General features: G+C 72.9%; 18 protein-coding genes. 12 read left to right on the top strand and 6 right to left on the bottom strand.

Features of this window, described 5'->3' with window-relative positions; translation table 11 throughout:
• Positions 1-38: 38 nt before the first annotated feature.
• Complete coding sequence (locus ACFCY7_RS33960; protein ID WP_376489920.1) at positions 39-557, bottom strand: hypothetical protein; 519 nt, start codon at positions 555-557, stop codon at positions 39-41.
• Positions 558-784: 227 nt separating this feature from the next.
• On the opposite strand from ACFCY7_RS33960, the gene fmt reads away from it, so the two are divergent.
• The 7 genes from fmt (at position 785) to ACFCY7_RS33925 (ending at position 7,590) form a co-directional block, all read left to right on the top strand.
• Positions 785-1,717: a methionyl-tRNA formyltransferase gene (gene fmt, locus ACFCY7_RS33955; protein WP_376489919.1), complete on the top strand. Its 933-nt coding sequence runs from the start codon at positions 785-787 to the stop codon at positions 1,715-1,717.
• 72 nt (positions 1,718-1,789) lie between these two features.
• Positions 1,790-3,202, top strand: coding sequence for an RsmB/NOP family class I SAM-dependent RNA methyltransferase (locus ACFCY7_RS33950; RefSeq protein ID WP_376489918.1), 1,413 nt, complete (start codon positions 1,790-1,792; stop codon positions 3,200-3,202).
• A gap of 118 nt (positions 3,203-3,320) precedes the next feature.
• A complete protein-coding gene (gene rpe / locus ACFCY7_RS33945; RefSeq protein ID WP_041128223.1) occupies positions 3,321-4,004 on the top strand; it encodes a ribulose-phosphate 3-epimerase in 684 nt (227 codons plus the stop codon).
• A 134-nt stretch (positions 4,005-4,138) separates the two neighbouring features.
• Positions 4,139-5,188, top strand: coding sequence for a sugar-binding transcriptional regulator (locus tag ACFCY7_RS33940; protein WP_376489921.1), 1,050 nt, complete (start codon positions 4,139-4,141; stop codon positions 5,186-5,188).
• 55 nt (positions 5,189-5,243) lie between these two features.
• Positions 5,244-5,720 carry a ribonuclease domain-containing protein gene (locus tag ACFCY7_RS33935; protein WP_376489917.1) on the top strand — a complete coding sequence of 159 codons (477 nt, stop codon included), beginning with the start codon at positions 5,244-5,246 and terminating at the stop codon, positions 5,718-5,720.
• Positions 5,710-6,042: a barstar family protein gene (locus ACFCY7_RS33930; RefSeq protein WP_376489916.1), complete on the top strand. Its 333-nt coding sequence runs from the start codon at positions 5,710-5,712 to the stop codon at positions 6,040-6,042. Before ACFCY7_RS33935 ends, ACFCY7_RS33930 begins: the two co-directional genes overlap by 11 nt.
• A 105-nt stretch (positions 6,043-6,147) precedes the next feature.
• On the top strand, positions 6,148-7,590 hold the full coding sequence (locus ACFCY7_RS33925) for a GuaB1 family IMP dehydrogenase-related protein (RefSeq protein WP_376489915.1): 1,443 nt from the start codon (positions 6,148-6,150) through the stop codon (positions 7,588-7,590).
• A gap of 589 nt (positions 7,591-8,179) precedes the next feature.
• Here ACFCY7_RS33925 and ACFCY7_RS33920 read toward each other — a convergent pair.
• The gene (locus tag ACFCY7_RS33920; protein ID WP_376489914.1) at positions 8,180-9,217 is read right to left on the bottom strand and encodes a GDSL-type esterase/lipase family protein; all 1,038 of its coding nucleotides are present in this window, start codon (positions 9,215-9,217) and stop codon (positions 8,180-8,182) included.
• 341 nt (positions 9,218-9,558) lie between these two features.
• Here ACFCY7_RS33920 and ACFCY7_RS33915 point away from each other — a divergent pair, with 341 nt between their 5' ends.
• Entirely contained in the window at positions 9,559-11,040 is a 1,482-nt protein-coding gene (locus tag ACFCY7_RS33915; RefSeq protein ID WP_376489913.1) for an amino acid permease, read from the top strand.
• A 10-nt stretch (positions 11,041-11,050) separates the two neighbouring features.
• Positions 11,051-11,506 carry an Lrp/AsnC family transcriptional regulator gene (locus ACFCY7_RS33910; RefSeq protein WP_015032260.1) on the top strand — a complete coding sequence of 152 codons (456 nt, stop codon included), beginning with the start codon at positions 11,051-11,053 and terminating at the stop codon, positions 11,504-11,506.
• 155 nt (positions 11,507-11,661) lie between these two features.
• Here ACFCY7_RS33910 and ACFCY7_RS33905 read toward each other — a convergent pair whose 3' ends face one another.
• On the bottom strand, positions 11,662-12,228 hold the full coding sequence (locus ACFCY7_RS33905; protein WP_376489912.1) for a Repetin: 567 nt from the start codon (positions 12,226-12,228) through the stop codon (positions 11,662-11,664).
• 291 nt (positions 12,229-12,519) lie between these two features.
• Between ACFCY7_RS33905 and ACFCY7_RS33900 the strand changes: the two genes are divergently transcribed.
• Together ACFCY7_RS33900 and ACFCY7_RS33895 are read left to right on the top strand one after the other, a co-directional pair.
• Entirely contained in the window at positions 12,520-13,326 is an 807-nt protein-coding gene (locus ACFCY7_RS33900) for a carbon-nitrogen hydrolase family protein (protein ID WP_376489911.1), read from the top strand.
• A gap of 56 nt (positions 13,327-13,382) precedes the next feature.
• On the top strand, positions 13,383-15,080 hold the full coding sequence (locus tag ACFCY7_RS33895; protein ID WP_376489910.1) for a flavin monoamine oxidase family protein: 1,698 nt from the start codon (positions 13,383-13,385) through the stop codon (positions 15,078-15,080).
• Between the two features lie 40 nt (positions 15,081-15,120).
• Here the strand turns inward: ACFCY7_RS33895 and ACFCY7_RS33890 are convergent, their stop codons facing one another.
• From ACFCY7_RS33890 to ACFCY7_RS33880, 3 genes are all read right to left on the bottom strand, one after another.
• Positions 15,121-15,837 (bottom strand): DUF5995 family protein, encoded by a 717-nt coding sequence (locus ACFCY7_RS33890; protein WP_376489909.1) that lies wholly within the window; start codon positions 15,835-15,837, stop codon positions 15,121-15,123.
• Positions 15,838-15,910: 73 nt separating this feature from the next.
• Positions 15,911-17,305, bottom strand: a complete 1,395-nt coding sequence (locus ACFCY7_RS33885) for a uracil-xanthine permease family protein (RefSeq protein WP_376489908.1) — start codon at positions 17,303-17,305, stop codon at positions 15,911-15,913.
• Positions 17,306-17,431: 126 nt separating this feature from the next.
• Complete coding sequence (locus tag ACFCY7_RS33880; RefSeq protein ID WP_376489907.1) at positions 17,432-18,646, bottom strand: MFS transporter; 1,215 nt, start codon at positions 18,644-18,646, stop codon at positions 17,432-17,434.
• Positions 18,647-18,765: 119 nt separating this feature from the next.
• On the opposite strand from ACFCY7_RS33880, the gene ACFCY7_RS33875 reads away from it, so the two are divergent.
• Positions 18,766-19,914: an ROK family transcriptional regulator gene (locus ACFCY7_RS33875; RefSeq protein ID WP_376489906.1), complete on the top strand. Its 1,149-nt coding sequence runs from the start codon at positions 18,766-18,768 to the stop codon at positions 19,912-19,914.
• The last annotated feature ends 207 nt before the right edge of the window (positions 19,915-20,121 follow it).

Genomic DNA, 20,121 nt, shown 5'->3' with positions numbered 1-20,121 from the left:
CCCCCTCCGAGGGGACGGGCGGCCGTCGGGGTGCGGGGTCAGCCGTTGCGCGGGACGGGGAAGGCCGGCGCGCGGGGGTCCTCGCGGAGGGCGGAGCTGCCCGAGGTGGGCTGCGGGGGCATCGAGCGGGCGGCGGGAACCGAGGGGAGCGTGCGGGTCACGCCCGGCTCCACCGTGTGCTCCTGCTCCGCGGCGATGCCCTGCTGGGGCGCGCGCCGGGCACCGTAACGGCGGTGGACGGCCTGCTTGGTGACTCCGAGCGCGGAACCGACCGCGTCCCACGAGAAACCGAGCGAGCGGTCGAAGTCGACCGCTGCGGTCACCAGGGTCTCGACGCTGTCCCGCAGCTCCTGGGCGAGTCGGACGGTCGGGGCGGGCGCGCGCCCGTAGACGACGAAGCCCGTCGACGGGCCGGAGCGGCGAGGGCGGTAGACATTGCCCAGCTGGGCCGTGAGCGTGCGCAGTGCGTCCACCTGCCGCCGGACCCGCTCGATGTCCCGCACCAACAGGTGCAGACTCGCCCGGGCTTGGGCGTCGTGGGTTGCGTGGTCGGCCATGTGAAAGCCTCTCGAACCGGCGTTTAAGGGGGCGGGTCGCAGGGGGGAACGGCGACCCGATTCGGTCAATCTCTCTTGACCAACGCGCCACCGGGAGTTGGGTCACGCTGCGGGGGCGTACACGCATATGCGCAGGGCGCTCGTCCTCACGTACGCCCCCTTGTCCCGGGGCATCTAGACTGGTGCGCTGCCCGCAAAGCCCCCGGAGAGACAGGCAGTCGCCACCCATGAAGCTCGTCTTCGCAGGCACCCCCGAGGTCGCCGTCCCCGCCCTGGACGCCCTGCTCGCCTCCGGCCGGCACGAGGTGGCGGCCGTGGTCACCCGGCCGGACGCTCCGGCGGGACGCGGCCGGCGGCTCGTGGCCAGCCCGGTGGCCCAGCGGGCGGAGGAGGCCGGGATCGAGGTCCTGAAGCCGGCCCGGCCGCGCGACGAGGACTTCCTCGCCCGGCTGCGGGAGATCGCGCCCGACTGCTGCCCGGTCGTCGCCTACGGCGCGCTGCTGCCCAAGGTCGCCCTCGACATCCCCGCCCGCGGCTGGGTCAACCTGCACTTCTCGCTGTTGCCCGCGTGGCGCGGCGCGGCCCCCGTGCAGCACTCCCTGATGGCCGGCGACCAGGTGACCGGCGCGTCCACCTTCCTGATCGAGGAGGGCCTCGACTCGGGTCCGGTGTACGGCGTCGTCACCGAGGACATCCGCCCCACCGACACCAGCGGCGACCTGCTGACCCGGCTCGCCTTCGCGGGCGCCGGACTGCTCGCGGCGACCATGGACGGCATCGAGGACGGCAGCCTCCACGCCGTCCCGCAGCCGGTCGAGGGCATCACCCTGGCCCCCAAGATCCAGGTCGAGGACGCCCACGTCGACTTCGCCACGCCCGCCCTGCGGGTGGACCGCGTGGTCCGCGGCTGCACCCCCGCGCCCGGCGCCTGGACCCTCTTCCGGGGCGAGCGCCTCAAGCTCATCCAGGTCACCCCCCTTCCCGACCGCACCGACCTCGCCCCCGGCGAGCTCGCGGTCGGCAAGAACAACGTCTACGCCGGCACCGGCTCCTACGCGGTCGAACTGCTCTGGGTCCAGCCCCAGGGCAAGAAGCCGATGAAGGCCGCGGACTGGGCCCGCGGGGTGCGGATCGCCCCCGGCGAGGGCCTCGGGGCGTAGGGCACGGGCGGCTCCGCGGGCGACGTAGGCTGGGAGCGTTCGACCCTCTTCATTTCGTCACGCGGAGCACCTTTGAGCGAGCAGGCACGTCGCCGTCCCCACAAGCCCTACCGGAGGCCCCAGAAGGACCCGGTCCGGATGCTGGCCTTCGAGGCGCTGAGGGCGGTGGACGAGCGGGACGCGTACGCGAACCTGGTGCTGCCGCCGCTGCTGAGGAAGGCCCGCGAGAAGGGCGACTTCGACGGGCGGGACGCGGCGCTCGCGACCGAGCTCGTCTACGGGACGCTGCGGCGCCAGGGCACGTACGACGCGATCATCTCCGCCTGCATCGACCGGCCGCTGCGCGAGGTCGACCCGCCCGTCCTCGACGTCCTGGCGCTCGGCGCGCACCAGCTGCTCGGGACCCGGATCCCCACCCACGCGGCGGTTTCCGCCAGCGTCGAGCTGGCCCGCGTGGTGCTCGGCGACGGCCGGGCCAAGTTCGTGAACGCCGTGCTGCGGAAGATCTCGCAGCAGGACCTCGACGCCTGGGTCGCGCAGGTCGCGCCGCCGTACGACGAGGACCCCGAGGACCACCTCGCCGTCGTCCACTCGCACCCCCGCTGGGTCGTCTCGGCGCTCTGGGACTCCCTCGGCGGCGGCCGCGCCGGCATCGAGGACCTCCTGGAGGCCGACAACGAGCGCCCCGAGGTCACCCTCGTCGCCCGGCCCGGCCGCTCCACCACCGAGGAGCTCTCGGCGGCCACCGAGACGCTGCCGGGCCGATGGTCCCCGTACGCCCTGCGGATGGCCGAGGGCGGCGAGCCCGGCGCCATCGAGGCCGTGAAGGACGGCCGGGCCGGCGTCCAGGACGAGGGCAGCCAGCTCGTCGCCATCGCCCTGGCGAACGCGCCGGTGGAAGGCTCCGACGCGCGCTGGCTCGACGGCTGCGCGGGACCCGGCGGCAAGGCCGCCCTCCTCGCCGCCCTCGCCTCCGAGCGCGGCGCCGCCCTGCTCGCCTCCGAGAAGCAGCCGCACCGCGCCCGCCTCGTCGAGCGCGCGCTTGCCGGCAACCCCGGCCCGTACCAGGTGATCGCCGCCGACGGCACCCGCCCGCCGTGGCGCCCCGGCTCCTTCGACCGGGTCCTGATGGACGTGCCCTGCTCGGGCCTCGGCGCCCTGCGCCGCCGCCCCGAGGCCCGCTGGCGGCGCCGCCCCGAGGACCTGGACGGCTTCGCGCCGCTCCAGCGCGCGCTGCTCACCGAGGCGCTGAGCGCCGTCCGCGTCGGCGGCGTGGTGGGGTACGCGACCTGCTCGCCGCACCTGGCCGAGACCCGGGTGGTCGTCGACGACGTCCTGAAGAAGGTCGGCGGCGCCGAGCTGATCGACGCCCGCCCGCTGCTGCCCGGCGTCCCCGCGCTCGGCGACGGCCCGGACGTCCAGCTGTGGCCGCATCTGCACGGTACGGACGCGATGTACCTGGCGCTGCTGCGCCGCACCGCCTGACCGCAATCTCCCGGTCCGTCCCGGTCCAGACTCGTCGGTTCGTACCGAAATTGGTCTGGACCGGATTCGAAACCGCTCAGCGGCAAAGAAGTACCCAAGAACGTGGGAGGCTTGGCACATGGCGCAGATCAATCCCAGCATCCTGTCCGCGGACTTCGCCCGGCTTGCCGATGAGGCGAAGGCCGTCGGCGGTGCCGACTGGCTGCACGTCGACGTGATGGACAACCACTTCGTGCCCAACCTGACGCTGGGGGTGCCGATCGTCGAGTCCCTGGCCCGCGCGACCGACACCCCGCTCGACTGCCACCTCATGATCGAGGACCCGGACCGCTGGGCCCCGCAGTACGTGGAGGCGGGCGCCGGCTCGGTCACCTTCCACGTCGAGGCGGCCGCCGCACCGGTACGGCTCGCGCGGGAGATCCGGGCCAAGGGCGCCCGCGCCTCCATGGCGCTCAAGCCGGCCACGCCCATCGAGCCCTACGAGGACCTGCTCCCCGAGCTCGACATGCTGCTGATCATGACCGTCGAGCCCGGCTTCGGCGGCCAGGCGTTCCTCGACATCATGCTGCCCAAGATCCGCCGCACCCGTGAGCTGATCTCCAAGCACGGCCTGGAGCTCTGGCTCCAGGTCGACGGCGGCGTCGCCGAGTCCACCATCGAGCGGTGCGCCGAGGCCGGCGCCGACGTCTTCGTCGCGGGCTCCGCGGTGTACGGCGCCGCCGACCCGGCCGCCGCCGTCGCCTCGCTGCGGGCCCGCGCCGAGGCCGCCACGGCCTCCGCCGCGTGGGCGTGTGGCCACTGAGCCTCCGGCGGATGAACGCGGTCGGTCGGGCCGTCGACAGGACTGATCAAGGCCCGCCGGATCTGACAGGATGAACGGCGAGTCCAGAGTGTGAACGACATCGGAACGTGACTTCCGTACGTGAACAGCGGTACGTGAACAGCAGTGAGGAGATCGCGGTGGCGGGAATGTCGGCGGGACGGTCAGCCCTGCGGATGGGCCCCGCGGAGCTGGTGCAGGCGGCGGCGATGGCCCGCCGCTTCTACCTCGAGGGCAAATCCAAGATCCAGATCGCCGAGGAGTTCGGCGTGAGCCGCTTCAAGGTGGCCCGGGTCCTGGAGACCGCCCTGGAGCGCGACCTCGTACGGATCGAGATCCGCGTACCGGCCGAGCTGGACGCCGAGCGCTCCGACGCGCTCCGCGCCCGCTACGGGCTCCGCCATGCCGTCGTCGTCGAGTCCCCGGCGGAGGGCGACGACGAGTCGCCCGACCCGGAGAACCTCGGCGAGGTCGCGGCCGACCTCCTCGGCGAGCTCGTCACCGAGGGCGACGTCCTGGGCCTCGCCTGGGGCCGCTCCACCATCCACATGGCGGCCGCGCTCGACCGGCTGCCGCCCTGCACCGTCGTCCAGCTCACCGGCGTGTACGACGCCGGAACCGCCGAGCGCGGCTCCGTCGAGGCGGTCCGCCGCGCCGCCCAGGTCTCCGGCGGCGAGGCCCACCCCATCTACGCGCCCATGCTGCTCCCCGACCCGGCGACCGCGGCGGCGCTGCGCAGCCAGACCGGCATCGCACGGGCCTTCGAGTACTTCGACAAGGTGACCGTCGCCTGCGTCTCCATCGGCTCCTGGGAGCCGGGCATCTCCACCGTCCACGACATGCTCTCCGACGCCGAGCGGGCCCACTACGCCTCGCTGGGCGTCGCCGCCGAGATGTCCGCCCACCTCTTCGACACCGAGGGCCGGCGGGTCGGCCGCGACCTCGGCGAGCGCTGCATCACCGTCGAGGCGGACCGGCTGCGCCGCATCCCCGAGGTCGTCGCCATCGCCGGCGGCCAGCGCAAGGCGGCGGCGATCGGCGCGGTGCTCCGCTCCGGGCTCGTCACCAGCCTCGTGACGGACCGCGCCGCGGCCGACTACCTGCTCACCGAGTCCAGCCCGGGCACCCACCCGGCGCTCGACCGGAGGGACCCCGACGGCAGCTGACACGACTGCCGCACTTCCAAGGGCCGGAGCCATCCCGTAACGGTATGTTCGGGACATGTCGCTCCGGCCCTTGCGCGTGCTCCTCGCGCTCGTCCTCGCCGTCCTCCTGGCCGGGTGCTCCTCGGCGAGCGGCGGGACCGGCACGGTCACCGGGAGCCGCACCGCGACCGAGACCCGCACCGCGGCCCCGACCCGCACCGCCCCCTCGCACACCGCCGCTGCCCCCGCACCCACCGGCACCTCGGGGCTCCCCGCCGTACGGGTCGCCGACCTGCCACCCGAGGCACGGACGACCCTCGGCCTCATCGCGAGCGGCGGCCCCTTCCCGTACGCCAAGGACGGCACCGTCTTCTCGAACTTCGAGCAGGTCCTGCCCCGCGAGGAACGCGGCTACTACCACGAGTACACCGTGAAGACCCCCGGCGCCCACGGCCGGGGAGCCCGCCGGATCGTCACCGGACGGAACGACGAGACGTACTACACCGACGACCACTACGAGACGTTCCGGGAGGTGGTCGCGGATGAGACTTGACGACCCCGTCGTCCTCGACCTGACCGGGGTCACGGACAAGGCCGATCTCATGGACCGGTGCGCCACCGCGCTCGCCCTGCCCGACTGGTTCGGCCGCAACTGGGACGCCCTCGCCGACTGCCTCACCGACCTGACCGAACCCGTCACCCTCGTCGTGACCGGCTGGCGGGCGTACGCCGACACGCGCCCGCGTGAGTGGCGGACCGCCCAGGAAGTCTTCGCCACGGCCGTCGACGAGCGCCCCACCCGCCTCACCGTCCTCCTCGCCCTGGGGGAGGGCTTCGGAGGATCCGACGAACCACCTGCCGCAAGCCTCGGATGATTCGCCCTGGACTGGTATGCGTAGGGGCGTGGGACAATGAACTACGTGCTTTTTCCCCTGGCTGAAATGCCTAGGGGCCGATCCGAACGACTGGGATGTCAGCACGTGCGTTTCCTCAATGACGTCAAGCCGCCCTACGACCTGACGTACGACGATGTGTTCATGGTGCCGAGCCGCTCGGCCGTCGGTTCCCGCCAGGCCGTGGACCTCTCCTCGCCCGACGGAACCGGGACGACGATCCCGCTGGTCGTCGCCAACATGACCGCCATCGCCGGCCGGCGGATGGCCGAGACCGTAGCCCGCCGCGGCGGCCTGGTCGTCATCCCCCAGGACATCCCCATCGAGGTCGTCACCGACGTCATCACCTGGGTCAAGAGCCGGCACCACGTCCTCGACACCCCGATCGTCCTCGAGCCGCACCAGACCGTCGCCGACGCGCTGTCGCTGCTGCCGAAGCGCGCCCACGACGCCGGCGTCGTCGTCGACGAGAACCGCCGCCCCGTCGGCGTCGTCACCGACGCCGACCTCTCCGGCGTCGACCGCTTCACCCAGCTCTCCGAGGTCATGTCCAAGGACCTGCTGCTCCTGGACGCCGACATCGACCCGCGCGAGGCCTTCAACACCCTCGACGCCGCCAACCGCCGCTACGCCCCCGCCGTGGACGCGGACGGCAAGCTCGTCGGCATCCTCACCCGCAAGGGCGCGCTGCGCGCGACCCTCTACAACCCCGCCGTCGACAAGGCCGGCAAGCTGCGCATCGCCGCCGCCGTCGGCATCAACGGCGACGTGGCGGGCAAGGCCAAGCAGCTGCTCGACGCGGGCGTCGACACGCTCGTCATCGACACCGCGCACGGCCACCAGGAGTCGATGATCAACGCGATCCGCACCGTGCGGGCGCTCGACCCGCAGGTCCCGATCGTCGCGGGCAACATCGTCGCCGCCGAGGGCGTCAAGGACCTCATCGAGGCGGGCGCCGACATCATCAAGGTCGGCGTCGGCCCCGGCGCCATGTGCACCACCCGCATGATGACAGGCGTCGGCCGCCCGCAGTTCTCCGCCGTCCTGGAGTGCGCCGCCGAGGCCAAGAAGTACGGCAAGCACGTCTGGGCCGACGGCGGTGTCCGTCACCCGCGCGACGTCGCCATGGCGCTCGCCGCCGGCGCGTCCAACGTCATGATCGGCTCCTGGTTCGCCGGGACGTACGAGTCCCCCGGCGACCTCCAGCAGGACGCCAACGGGCGGCTCTACAAGGAGTCATTCGGCATGGCCTCCGGCCGCGCCGTCAAGAACCGCACCAGCGACGAGTCCGCCTACGACCGGGCCCGCAAGGCGCTGTTCGAGGAGGGCATCTCCACCTCGCGCATGTTCCTCGACCCGGCCCGCCCGGGCGTCGAGGACCTCATCGACTCCATCATCGCGGGCGTCCGCTCCTCCTGCACCTACGCCGGTGCGGGCTCCCTCGCGGAGTTCGAGGACAAGGCCGTCATCGGTGTCCAGTCCGCGGCCGGCTACGCCGAGGGCAAGCCCCTCCACGCCAGCTGGAGCTGACCCCCTTCCCACCCCCCGGGCCCCCGAGAGCACCGCTCCCGGGGGCCCGCGGCATTCCCCCACCCACCACAGCCCCCGCCCCGCTGGGCGGACCCACCACCCCGCCCGGCCCACCCCCGCCCTGGGCAATCCCGCCAGGGGCGGTGCCCACCCTCCGGCCCACCCTGTTGCCCGCCATCGCCCACGGGGCGGACCTACCTTCGCGCCCGTGCCCCTGCCCGTTGCGGGCAGTCGTTCCGCTGGGGCGGTGCCCACCCCGCTCCCGCGCCCACCCCGTTGTGGGCAATCGTCCGCCTGGGGCGGGACGGGTGGGCACAACGGACGGTGCCCGTTGCCGGGCCTAGGCTTCCGCGCCTGAACCCGCACCGGATGCGCGTCGCGCTATGGGTGCGGGTTCGTGCAGGGGGCGGGGGCGCCGCTGAGGGCGCCGTCCCGTGTGCCCACCCGTCCCGCCCTGGGGGTCCCCCCGGACGAAGTCTGGGGGAGGGACGATTGCCCACACGGGGGGGCGACGGCCGGCAGCTGGGCGCGGCTCGCGCGGGGCGGGCGGGGCTTCCGCGAGGCGGCCACGTGGTGGGGGTGGGGCTCGTTAGGGCGGCGGGGTGGGGGTCGTGAGGGGAAAGCGGGCGGGGGTGTGGCCCGGATGGGGCAGGGGGGTGGGGAGGGCGGTGGCGATGGCTTGGGCGATGCGGGTGTGGCCGGCGTCGTTGGGGTGGAGACCGTCGGCGAGGTGCTCGGGCCGGAGGAGGGGACGGCCGGGGAGGAGGTGGACGTGGGGATCGCCGACCGCGAGGTCGTGCGCGGCGCGTTCCATGGCGCGCCGCAGCGAGGTGAGGGTGGCGCCGAGGGGGTTGGGGGTGTGTTCGGCCTCGGGGCGGAGGACGGGGGAGAGGATCAGGAGCGGCGTGACCGGGTGACCGAGGCGGACGAGGCCGACGAAGGCGCGGACGGTGGCGTAGAGCCAGTCGGGGGTGGCGGGGACGCGGGACCAGCAGTTGGTGCCGAAGGCGAGGGTGATGACGTCGCCGGGGAGCCGGGCGAGGTGTTCGGCGAGGGGAAGTTCGCCGCGTGCCCCGCCCGCGTAACCGAGGTTGACCGGGTCGAGGCCGAGGAGGCGGCCGGCTGTGGCGGGCCAGGAGTGGGCGGGGCGGGTGGACCACCAGCCTTCGGTGATCGAGTCGCCGTGGACGAGCCAGCGGGGTCGGGGCGGCGCGGGGGAGAGGGCGCCGCCTACGGCCCGCAGGGCGAGCGGCAGGGGTGACTGGCTCTCGGGGAGGTGGAGGGTGAAGGTGCCGCCGCCGGCGGGCAGGGGGACGGTGACGGTGGTCTCGGCGGCCGGGGCGGCGAAGGTCTCGCCGACGAGCCGGGTGCCCTGCCAGAGGGCGAAGCAGTGGCGCAGCGCGGCGAGGGGGTCGTCGGGTCGCGGGACGTCCGCGCGGTAGCGGAGCCGCACCGCGCGGGTGCCGGGGGCGGCGGTGAACTCGATGCGGACGCCGATGGGCAGCGCGGCCCGGGCGGCGATGTCCCAGGGGAGCCGTTCGAGGTCGTCCGGGTCGGCACGGACGGGCCGTGGCCCGTCCAGCCAGGCCGTGCCGCGCAGGAACGGTGCCGGGTCGAGCCAGCCCACCGGGGCCTCCGATCGTGCGGTCGTCAGGACCTCGCAGGGTGGGTCATCGGCCGCGAGGAGTCCATACGCGTGCAGGGGCCGGTTCACACCTGATGTGTCGATTCATGCGGGGGAGCGCAATGTTTACGCGTCTGCGCCCGAAGCGCGCAATGATCATCCGGCACTGCGCAACAACCCTGCATTACGAGTGCGAACCCCGGACCCTTAGGCTCGTGCCCCGTACCAGGAGTGGCGGCGACCGCCTGCTCGGCGGTTCCCCCTCCCCGTGGGCTTGCCTCGGCATGCCCTCGAACCGCCGCGGTCGCCTCCGTCCCCCCAGGCAGCGATAAGGAGCCTCCGCAGTGCTGGATCAAGGCGCAGCCCCGCCGGTCGTCGAAACGGCCACCCCGAAGACCTCCGCTCTCGGCGCACTCGTCCGGCGCAAGCCGGTGGAAGCCCTGGTCGCGGAGGGTGGGCAGGGTGAGGGCGGCACGCTCCGCCGCTCGCTCTCCATGTGGCAGCTGACCATGATCAGCATCGGTGCGACGCTCGGCACCGGCATCTTCGTCGTCCTCGGCGACGCCGTCCCGAAGGCGGGCCCCGCGGTCACCGTCGCCTTCGTCATCGCCGGTCTCACGGCGCTGTTCTCCGCGCTCTCGTACGCCGAGCTGGCCGGCACCATACCGGTCGCCGGCTCGTCCTACTCGTACGCGTACGCAACGATGGGTGAACTGGTCGCCTGGGTCTGCGGCTGGTGTCTGGTCCTGGAGTACGGCGTGTCCGTCGCCGCCGTGGCGGTCGGCTGGGGCGAGTACCTCAACGAGCTGCTCGACGGGACCATCGGCGTCACGCTCCCCGACGTGGTCTCCTCGGCCCCGGGCGAGGGCGGCGTCATCAACCTGCCCGGCCTGATCGTCGTCCTGCTCGCCATGGTGTTCCTGCTCGGCGGCGCCCGTGAGTCCGCCGTCATCAACACCGTCATGGTCGCGGTGAAGATCGTCGCCCTCGTGCTCTTCTGCGCGATCGGCTTCGTGGGCTTCAAGTCCGGCAACTACAAGGACTTCATGCCGCTCGGCATGGCCGGCGTCGGCGCCGCGAGCGCCAGCCTCTTCTTCTCGTACATCGGCTTCGACGCCGCCTCCACGGCCGGCGAGGAGGCCAGGAACCCCAAGCGCGACCTGCCGCGGGCCATCATGCTCTCGCTGCTCATCGTCACGGTGCTGTACGTCCTCGTCGCCGCGGTCGCCGTCGGCGCCTGGCACTGGAAGGCCTTCGACGGCTCCGAGGCCACCCTGGCCGCGATCATGAACGACGTCACCGGCCAGACCTTCTGGGGCACCCTGCTCGCCGCCGGAGCCGTCATCTCCATCGCCAGCGTCGTCCTCACCGTGCTCTACGGCCAGACCCGCGTCCTCTTCGCGATGTCCCGCGACGGCCTGGTCCCCAAGGTCTTCGGCAAGGTCAGCGGCAAGACCGGAACCCCGCGCGTCAACACGGTGATCGTGTCGCTCTTCTGCGCCGGCCTCGCCTCGGTCATCCCGCTCGGCAAGCTCGTCGACGCCACCAGCATCGGCACGCTCTTCGCCTTCGGCCTCGTCAACATCGCGGTCGTCGTCCTCCGCTACACCCGCAAGGACATGGACCGCACCTTCAAGGTGCCGTTCGGCCCGGTCTTCCCGCTGCTCGGCCTGCTCTTCTGCGCGTACAACATGTTCAGCCTCGACGCGGTCACCTGGAAGGTCTTCGGCGGATGGATGGCCGCCGGGCTCGTGTTCTACTTCCTGTACGGCATGCGCCGCTCCCGACTGGCCACCGCAGGGTCAGCAGCACCAGCAGAGAAGTGATCCACCCGTAGTGCGACTCAACGACCTCGACGAACGCATCGTCCACGCCCTCGCGGAGGACGCCCGCCGCAGCTACGCCGACATCGGCTCGCTCGTCGGTCTCTCCGCGCCCGCCGTGAAGCGGCGCGTGGACCGGCTCCGGGCCGAGGGCGCGATCACCGGCTTCACCGTACGGGTGGACCCGGCGGCGCTCGGTTGGGAGACCGAGGGGTTCGTCGAGATCTACTGCCGCCACAACACCTCGCCGGACGACATCCGGCGGGGTCTGGAGCGGTATCCCGAGGTGGTGTCCGCGTCGACCGTCACCGGTGACGCGGACGCCGTCGTCCAGGTCTTCGCCTCGGACATGCGCCACTTCGAGCGGGTCCTCGAACGCATCGCGGGCGAGCCCTTCGTGGAGCGCACCAAGTCCGTCCTGGTGCTCTCGCCGCTGCTGCGGCGCTTCTCCTCGGGCTCGCCGGCGTAGGACCCGGCCTCGGGTTCGCCGGCGTAGGACCTGCCCCGGCCCGTCGGCGCAGGAACCGCTCCCGGGCCCGTCGCCCCAGGGGTTGCCGGGCGCCCGGGCGGTGCGGGCCGTGGTTCCCGCACCGCCCCGCGCCCCGCCCACCCCTGTGGGGCGGTCTACTCGGTGGGGTAGACGAACTCCCAGGGCACGACCTTGAAGTCGCCCGTCCCCGCCTTGACCTTCTCGAAGGGCGCGCCGCTGACGCACGGCGGCACCTTGTCCTTCTGCGGGTCGGCGGTCATCCAGGTGTAGCCGAGCCGGTCCCCGGTGGGGTCGTCGTGGACCGTGACGCCGACGCGCGCCTTCCGGAACTCCTTCACGTCGGTCTCGACGACGACGCCCGACACGACGGCGACCTTGCCGCCGGTGGTGAGGCAGTCGACCTTGACCTTGGCGTAGCCGCCCCAGTCGCCCTTGTAGTGGCTGAACCGGAACGTGCCGGTGGCCTTCATCGGATCCTGCCGGTCCTTGTCGGCCAGATGCGCGTCGAAGCTGAACGTGATGTCGTCCCCGGCCGGCCGGTACAGCTTCGCGGTGCCGGTCAGCGCGGCGGCCTCCTTCACGGTGGCCCGAGCGGCGGCCGGAGCGGGCGCGTCGTCCGCCGAGGCGGCGGCGATGCCCCCGGCCCCCAGGGTGAGCAGCACGGCGGCGGCGACGGCGAGGGTCTTCGTGCGACGGTTCATTGCGTCCGAGTCCTTTCGGCAGGTCGTCCGGGGTGTCCTCCGGACGACCACCACTCTTCCGCGCGGGCCCCGCCGGGGCGTCGGGCCGTGGGACGGTCCTCGCCTCCGCCGCGCGGCGGGGGAGCCCTACGCCCCCGGGCGGAGTCGTACGCAACGAATCGCCGCGGTGGCCTCCGATCGCGCAACGGTTCGACGGTCGGTCCGCAACGCTCCCGCCTTGTCCGGAAGGAGCGCGAAACCGTACCGTTTTTGACGTCTTCCCCTTGTACTCCGACACCCCGAGGATCGCCCATGCCCGCGCTGCGCACCGCCCTGCTCCAGAGCTCCGGTGAGCTCGGTGACGTGGCCGCCAACATCAAGATCCTCGACGAGGCCGCCGCCCGTGCCGCGGCCGCCGGGGCGGACCTGCTGCTCGCCCCCGAGCTGTTCCTCACCGGGTACGCCATCGGCGCCGACCTGGCGCGGCTGGCCGAGCCGGCCGACGGCCCCTCCGCCCGCGCCGTCGCGGCCGTCGCCGTCCGCCACGGACTGGCCGTGGGCTACGGCTACCCGGAGCGCGACACCGAGCGGCACGGGGTCCTGTACAACGCGGCGCAGCTCATCGGCGCCGACGGGGTCCCGCTCGCGAACTACCGCAAGACGCACCTCTTCGGCGACTTCGAGGCGACCTGGTTCACCCCCGGTGACCAGGCCGTCGTCCAGGCCGAGCTCGGCGGGCTCACCGTCGGCCTCATGATCTGCTACGACGTCGAGTTCCCGGAGAACGTGCGGGCGCAGGCGCTGGCCGGCACGGACCTCCTCCTCGTGCCGACCGCGCTCATGCACCCCGCCGAGGTCGTGCCCCTGTCCGTGGTGCCGGTCCGCGCCTTCGAGAACCAGCTGTACATCGCGTACGCCAACCGGACCGGCCCCGAGGGCGGCTTCGAGTTCGTCGGCCTCTCCACGCTCGCCGGCCCCGACGGCACCGCCCGCGCCCGCGCCGGGCGCGGCGAGGACCTGGTCCTCGGGGACGTCGACCCGGCCTTCCTCGCGGCCTCCCGCGCGGAGAACCCCTACCTCCGCGACCGGCGCCCGGGCCTCTACGGCCCCCTCGTCTGAGCCGCCCCCACCCTCCCCGCCTCATCACTTTTTTCCGTGCAAGGAGTCCGTACCCCATGACGTCCACGGTGCCCACGACCGCCGTCCCGCACAGCGACGGCCAGCCGCCGATCACCATGTTCGGTCCGGACTTCCCGTACGCCTACGACGACTTCCTGGCCCACCCGGCCGGGCTCGGCCAGATACCGGCGACCGAGCACGGCACCGAGGTCGCGGTCATCGGCGGCGGTCTCTCCGGCATCATCGCCGCGTACGAGCTGATGAAGATGGGCCTCAAGCCCGTCGTCTACGAGGCCGACCAGATCGGCGGGCGGCTGCGCACCGTGGGCTTCGAGGGCACCGCCACCGAGGGCCTGACCGCGGAGATGGGCGCCATGCGCTTCCCGCCCTCCTCGACCGCGCTCCAGCACTACATCGACCTGGTCGGCCTGGAGACCACGCCCTTCCCGAACCCGCTGGCCGAGTCGACCCCGTCGACCGTCGTCGACCTCAAGGGCGAGTCGCACTACGCGACCACCGTCGACGACCTGCCGCAGGTCTACCGCGACGTGATGAACGCGTGGAACGCCTGCCTCGACGAGGGCGCCGACTTCTCGGACATGAACCAGGCCATGCGCGAGCGCGACGTCCCGCGCATCCGCGAGATCTGGTCGAAGCTCGTCGAGAAGCTCGACAACCAGACCTTCTACGGCTTCCTCTGCGAGTCGGAGGCCTTCAAGTCCTTCCGCCACCGCGAGATCTTCGGCCAGGTCGGCTTCGGCACCGGCGGCTGGGACACCGACTTCCCGAACTCCATCCTGGAGATCCTCCGCGTCGTCTACACCGAGGCCGACGACCACCACCGCGGCATCGTCGGCGGCTCGCAGCAGCTGCCGCTGCGCCTGTGGGAGCGCGAGCCGGGGAAGATCATCCACTGGGCGCAGGGGACCTCGCTGAGCTCCCTGCACGAGGGCGCCCCGAAGCCGGCCGTCACCCGGCTGAACCGGACCGCCGGCAACCGGATCACCGTCACCGACGCCTCCGGCGACATCCGCACGTACCCGGCGGCGATCTTCACCGCCCAGTCCTGGATGCTGCTCTCCAAGATCGCCTGCGACGACTCGCTCTTCCCGATCGACCACTGGACGGCGATCGAGCGGACCCACTACATGGAGTCGTCCAAGCTCTTCGTGCCCGTCGACCGGCCGTTCTGGCTGGACAAGGACGAGGAGACCGGCCGGGACGTCATGTCGATGACGCTGACCGACCGGATGACCCGCGGCACCTACCTGCTCGACGACGGCCCGGACAAGCCGGCCACGATCTGCCTGTCGTACACCTGGTGCGACGACAGCCTGAAGTGGCTGCCGCTGTCCGCGAACGAGCGGATGGAGGTCATGCTGAAGTCGCTCGGCGAGATCTACCCGAAGGTCGACATCCGGAAGCACATCATCGGCAACCCGGTGACGGTCTCCTGGGAGAACGAGCCCTACTTCATGGGCGCCTTCAAGGCCAACCTGCCCGGCCACTACCGCTACCAGCGGCGCCTGTTCACGCACTTCATGCAGGACCGGCTGCCCGAGGACAAGCGGGGCATCTTCCTCGCGGGCGACGACATCTCCTGGACGGCCGGCTGGGCCGAGGGCGCGGTGCAGACGGCGCTCAACGCGGTGTGGGGCGTGATGCACCACTTCGGCGGCAGCACCGACGGCACCAACCCCGGTCCGGGCGACGTGTACGACGAGATCGCCCCGGTCGAGCTGCCGGAGGACTGATCCGGCGTACGGCCTGATCCCCGGTACGGAGCGAGTGGGGTCAGGGCCTGGTGAGGGGCGTGAGCAGCATGCGCCCCACCAGGCCCACCGACCGGTCGAGGCGCTCCGTGAACTCGGCCGCGAGGTCGGGCAGTCCGCGCAGCTGCCACAGCGAGCGCGCGGCGAGCCAGGCTCCGTCCCGGGCCCGGTCCAGGCTCCAGCAGCCGAGCAGATGCGTCAGCGGGTCCGCGATCTCCAGGAGGTCCGGGCCCGGCATCAGTTCCTCCCTGATGCGCTCCTCCAGGAGGACCAGGATGTCGCCGACCCGGTCGAACTCGTCCTCGATGTCGGCGGGCGAGCACTCCAGGATCCGGCAGGTGTCGACCACGGCGAGCGCCAGGTCGTGCCCGATGTGCGCGTTGATCCCGGCCAGCGCGAACTGCAGCGGCCGTACGCCGGGGTGGCGCCGGTAGTGGAAGAGGGGCCGCCAGCAGGCGGGGGCGGGGCAGCCGGTGGCGGCCGCGTCGACCGCCGCGAGGTACCGCTCGGCGAACCGTACGTCGAGCGTGGCGGCGGCCCGCCGGTCGGCGAAGGTGCCGGCGGCGATGGCGTGGCCGATCTCCTCGGTGACGGTCAGGTAGACCCGGTTGAAGACGGCGACCCCGTCGGCCGGATGCCAGGCCGAGCGGAGCGACCGCATCCGGTCCACCACCGGGTCGACCGCCACGAACGGCCCGAGTCGCTCGGTCTGCTGTCCGATCTGCTGGGTCTGCGCCATGGGGGCAGGCTCCCAGGCACCGGGCCCGGGAGGGAACCTCCCGGGCCCGGCTTACCCAGAACGGGCGAATCACTCAGTTCTTCGACGCGGCGTCCGTGTTCGTCTCGTACGAGCTGGTGCCGGAGTCGAGGAGCGGCTCCTGCTCCTTCAGGTGGGCCGGGGCGAAGGCCCGCAGCACGTGGTAGCCGGTGATGACGACGATCGTGCCGAGCGCGATGCCGCCCAGCTCGAAGCTGTCGGTGAAGGTCAGCTTCACGCCGCCGACGCCGATGATGATGCCGGCGGCGGCCGGGACCAGGTTGAGCGGGTTGCGCAGGTCGACCTTGGCGTTGATCCAGATCTGGGCGCCGAGCAGGCCGATCATGCCGTACAGGATCACGGTGATGCCGCCGAGGACGCCGCCGGGGATGGCGGCGACGACGGCGCCGAACTTCGGGCACAGGCCGAAGAGGAGCGCGAAGCCGGCCGCGGCCCAGTAGGCGGCGGTCGAGTAGACCCGGGTGGCGGCCATGACGCCGATGTTCTCGGAGTACGTGGTGTTCGGCGGGCCGCCCACGGCGGTCGACAGCATCGAGGCGGCGCCGTCGGCGGCGATCGCGGTGCCGAGCTTGTCGTCCAGGTTGTCGCCGGTCATCTCGCCGACGGCCTTGACGTGGCCGGCGTTCTCCGCGATCAGCGCGATGACCACCGGCAGCGCGACCAGGATCGCGGACCACTCGAAGCTCGGGCCGTGGAAGGACGGCAGGCCGATCCAGTCGGCCTGGGAGACGCCGGAGAGGTCGAGCCGCCAGTGGTCGGTGACCTGGCCGGACGGTGACATCGAGTGGATCTTGCCGAAGACCAGGTCGAAGATCCAGGAGACGGCGTAGCCGAAGACCAGGCCGAGGAAGATCGCGATCCGGGACCAGAAGCCGCGCAGACAGACCACGGCGAGACCGGTGAACAGCATCACCAGCAGCGCCGTCCACTGGTCCTGCGGCCAGTAGACGGAGGCGGTGACCGGGGCCAGGTTGAAGCCGATCAGCATCACGACGGCACCGGTCACGATCGGCGGCATCGCCGCGTGGATGATCCGTGCGCCGAACTTCCGTACCGCCAGACCCGCCAGGAAGAGCACCGCTCCGACGACCAGGACCGCCCCGGTCACGGTGGCGCTGGTGCCGCCGGACGCGCGGATCGCGGCGGCGACGCCGACGAAGGAGAGCGAGCAGCCCAGGTAGGACGGGACGGTGCCGCGGGTCGCCAGGAGGAAGATCGCGGTCGCGACGCCGGACATCATGATCGCGAGGTTCGGGTCGAGGCCCATCAGGACCGGGGCCACGAACGACGCCCCGAACATCGCCACGACGTGCTGGGCGCCGAGCCCGACCGTACGGGGCCAGGAGAGCCGCTCGTCCGGCCGGACGACGGCTCCCGGAGCGGGTGTTCTCCCGTCGCCGTGCAGGGTCCAGCGCACGCCGAGGTTCATGAGGTCGCTCCCGTTCTCCGGTGTTCGGCGGTCGTGTCGCGACCGCAAAAGATCAGCCACATGCTATGCGCCCCGCCGGGCGGGCACGTTCGACCGCCGACCGGGAGCGGTCGTACGGCGGCCGGGCTACCCGACCGGTCCCGCGCTCTTCGCCGGGACGGGCGCGGCCGGCTCCGTCTCCCGCCCGCCGGTCCTGAGCACGCCCGCGCCGAGCACGAGCCCGAAGGCGAGCAGGGTGACCAGGCCGAAGGAGACCACCAGCGAGGTCGCGTCGGCGATGCCGCCGATCGCCGAGGGGGCGATGAGCCCCGAGGTGTAGGTGATGGTGGCGACGCCGGCGATGGCCTGGCTGGGGTTCGGTCCGCTGTGTCCGGCCGCGGCGAAGGCGAGCGGGACGACGACCGCGATCCCGAGCCCGATGAGACCGAATCCGGCCATCGCGACGGCGGCGTGCGGGGCGAGGACCACCATGAGCCCGCCGAGGGTGGCGACGGCGCCCCCGGTCCGTACGGTGCGGACCGCGCCGAAGCGGTCCACGACCCGGTCGCCGACCAGCCGCGCGACGGCCATCGTCAGGGCGAAGGCGGTGGTGGAGGCGGCCGCGAGCCCGGCCGAGCTGCCCAGCTCGTCGCGCAGGTAGACCGCCGACCAGTCCAGGCTGGCGCCCTCGGCGAACACCCCGCAGAAGCCGATGGCGCCGATGATCAGCGCGGACTTGGGCGGCAGCGAGAAGCGCGGCGGCGGCTCCTCGTCCGGGGTGCTGCGCACGTCCAGGACGCCCTGACAGAAGACGAGGCCGAGAGCGGTGAGGATCAGGGCGGCGGAGAGGTGGTGGATCCGGGCGTCGCCGCCGAGGTGGGCGGCGACGGTGCCCGCCGCGGAGCCGAGCAGGGCGCCCACGCTCCACATGCCGTGCAGGCTCGACATGATGGACTTGCCGAGCCGGGTCTCGGTCTCGACGCCGAGCGCGTTCATCGCCACGTCGGACATGCCCGCGGTGGCGCCGTACACGAGGAGCGCGCCGCACAGGCCCCAGATGCCGGGGGCGAGCGACGGCAGGATCAGCGCGAGCGTCCAGAGGGTGAGCAGGCCGCGCAGCGCCGTGCGGGCGCCGAAGCGGTGGGACACGGCTCCGGCGAGCGGCATCGCGAGGGAGGCGCCGAGCGCCGGGAAGGCGAGCGCCAGCCCGAGCTGGCCGGCGCTGACCCCCGCGTGCTCCTGGATCCAGGGGATCCGGGTCGCGAAGCTGCCGGTGACCGCGCCGTGGACGCAGAAGACGGCGGCGATGGCGAAGCGCGCCCGCCGCAGGCGTTCGGTGCTGGTGACGGTCTCCGCCGCCATGGGGCCCTCCCGGTGTCGTGGTGTGCCGCGTAAACTATCAGGAACCCTGCCTGATAAATAGTCCGCAGGGAAGGCCCGGGCCGAGACGCACCCGGGAACGAGTCTGAGAGGATCGCCGCATGGCCGCATCCCCGAGCACCGCCCGGGCCATCAACGACCGGTCCGCCCTGCGACTGCTCCAGGACGAAGGTCCGTTGACGGCCACTCAGCTGAAGACCCTCACCGGGCTCTCCCGGCCGACCGTCGCCGACCTCGTGGAGCGGCTCCAGGGCTCCGGCCTGGTCCACGTCGTCGGCGAGTCCGGCGCCGAACGCCGCGGCCCCAACGCCAAGCTGTACGGGATCGTCGCCGACCGCGCCCACCTCGCCGCCCTGGACGTACGGACCCGCTCGGTCTCCGTCACCGTCGCCGACCTGCTCGGCACCACCCTCGCCGAGGCCTCCGTGCCCGTCGGCGACGACGACGGCGGCGGGACCGGCGAGGCCGTCGAGCGGGCGGTCGCCCTCCTGGAACGGACCGTCGCGGAGGCGGGCGCCGACCGGCTGCACAGCGTCGCCGTCGGCGCCCCCGGACTCATCGACCCCGCCACCGGCGAACTGCGCGACTCCTCCGGGCTGCCCGCCTGGCACCGCCGCCTCGTCGCGGTCCTCCAGGAACGGCTCCCCGCCCACGTCCTGGTCGAGAACGAGACCAACCTCGCCGCCGTCGCCGAACTGCGCGAGGGCGCCGCCCGCGACCGCGACGACTTCGTGCTGCTCTGGCTCGGCCAGGGCGTCGGCGCCGCCGTCGTCCTCGGCGGGCGGCTGCGCCGCGGGGCCTCCGGCGGCGCCGGCGAGATCGGGTTCCTGCCCGTGCCGGGCACCTCCGGGCTCCCCTCGGCCACCGGCTGCGACGGCGGCTTCCACGAGCTGGCCTGCTCGGCCGCCGTCGCCTCCCTCGCCACCGCCCACGGCCTCGACCCGGCCGGGGCGCTCACCTCGGGCCACGGCCCCTTCCTCGACGCCCTCGCCCACCGCCTCGCGGTCGGCGCGGCAGCCGTCGTGTCCGTACTCGACCCCGGCTGCGTCGTCCTGGCCGGCGAGACCGGCCACGCGGGCGGCGCGGAACTCGCCGCCCGCGTGGAGGCGGAACTCTCCGCCCTCTCGCCCCTTCGCACCGAGATCCGCCCCACGGCCCTGGGCGACGCGGCCGTCCTCCGCGGCGCCCTCCTCAGGGCGCGGGACGCGGCCCAGGACGAGCTCTTCGGTCCGCAGTCCGCGGGGCTCTAGGCTCCAGGGCCCGTCCTTTGGATCAGGCGGCCTCCGGCGCCCGTCCTTTGGATCAGGCGGCCTCCGGCGCCCGTCCTTTGGACCAGGCGGCCTCCAGGGCCCGTCCCTTGGATCAGGCCGGGGCGTCGCGAGCGGATGATCGTGCTCGTGCCCGGGCCCGACCGCCGGGGCGTGGGAACGCGTCCGCGCCGCGCCCCGGACAGGGGC

Source organism: Streptomyces sp. NPDC056361, from assembly GCF_042262805.1.
Taxonomy (GTDB): Bacteria; Actinomycetota; Actinomycetes; order Streptomycetales; family Streptomycetaceae; genus Streptomyces.
This window is presented reverse-complemented; position numbering and strand designations above follow the sequence as displayed.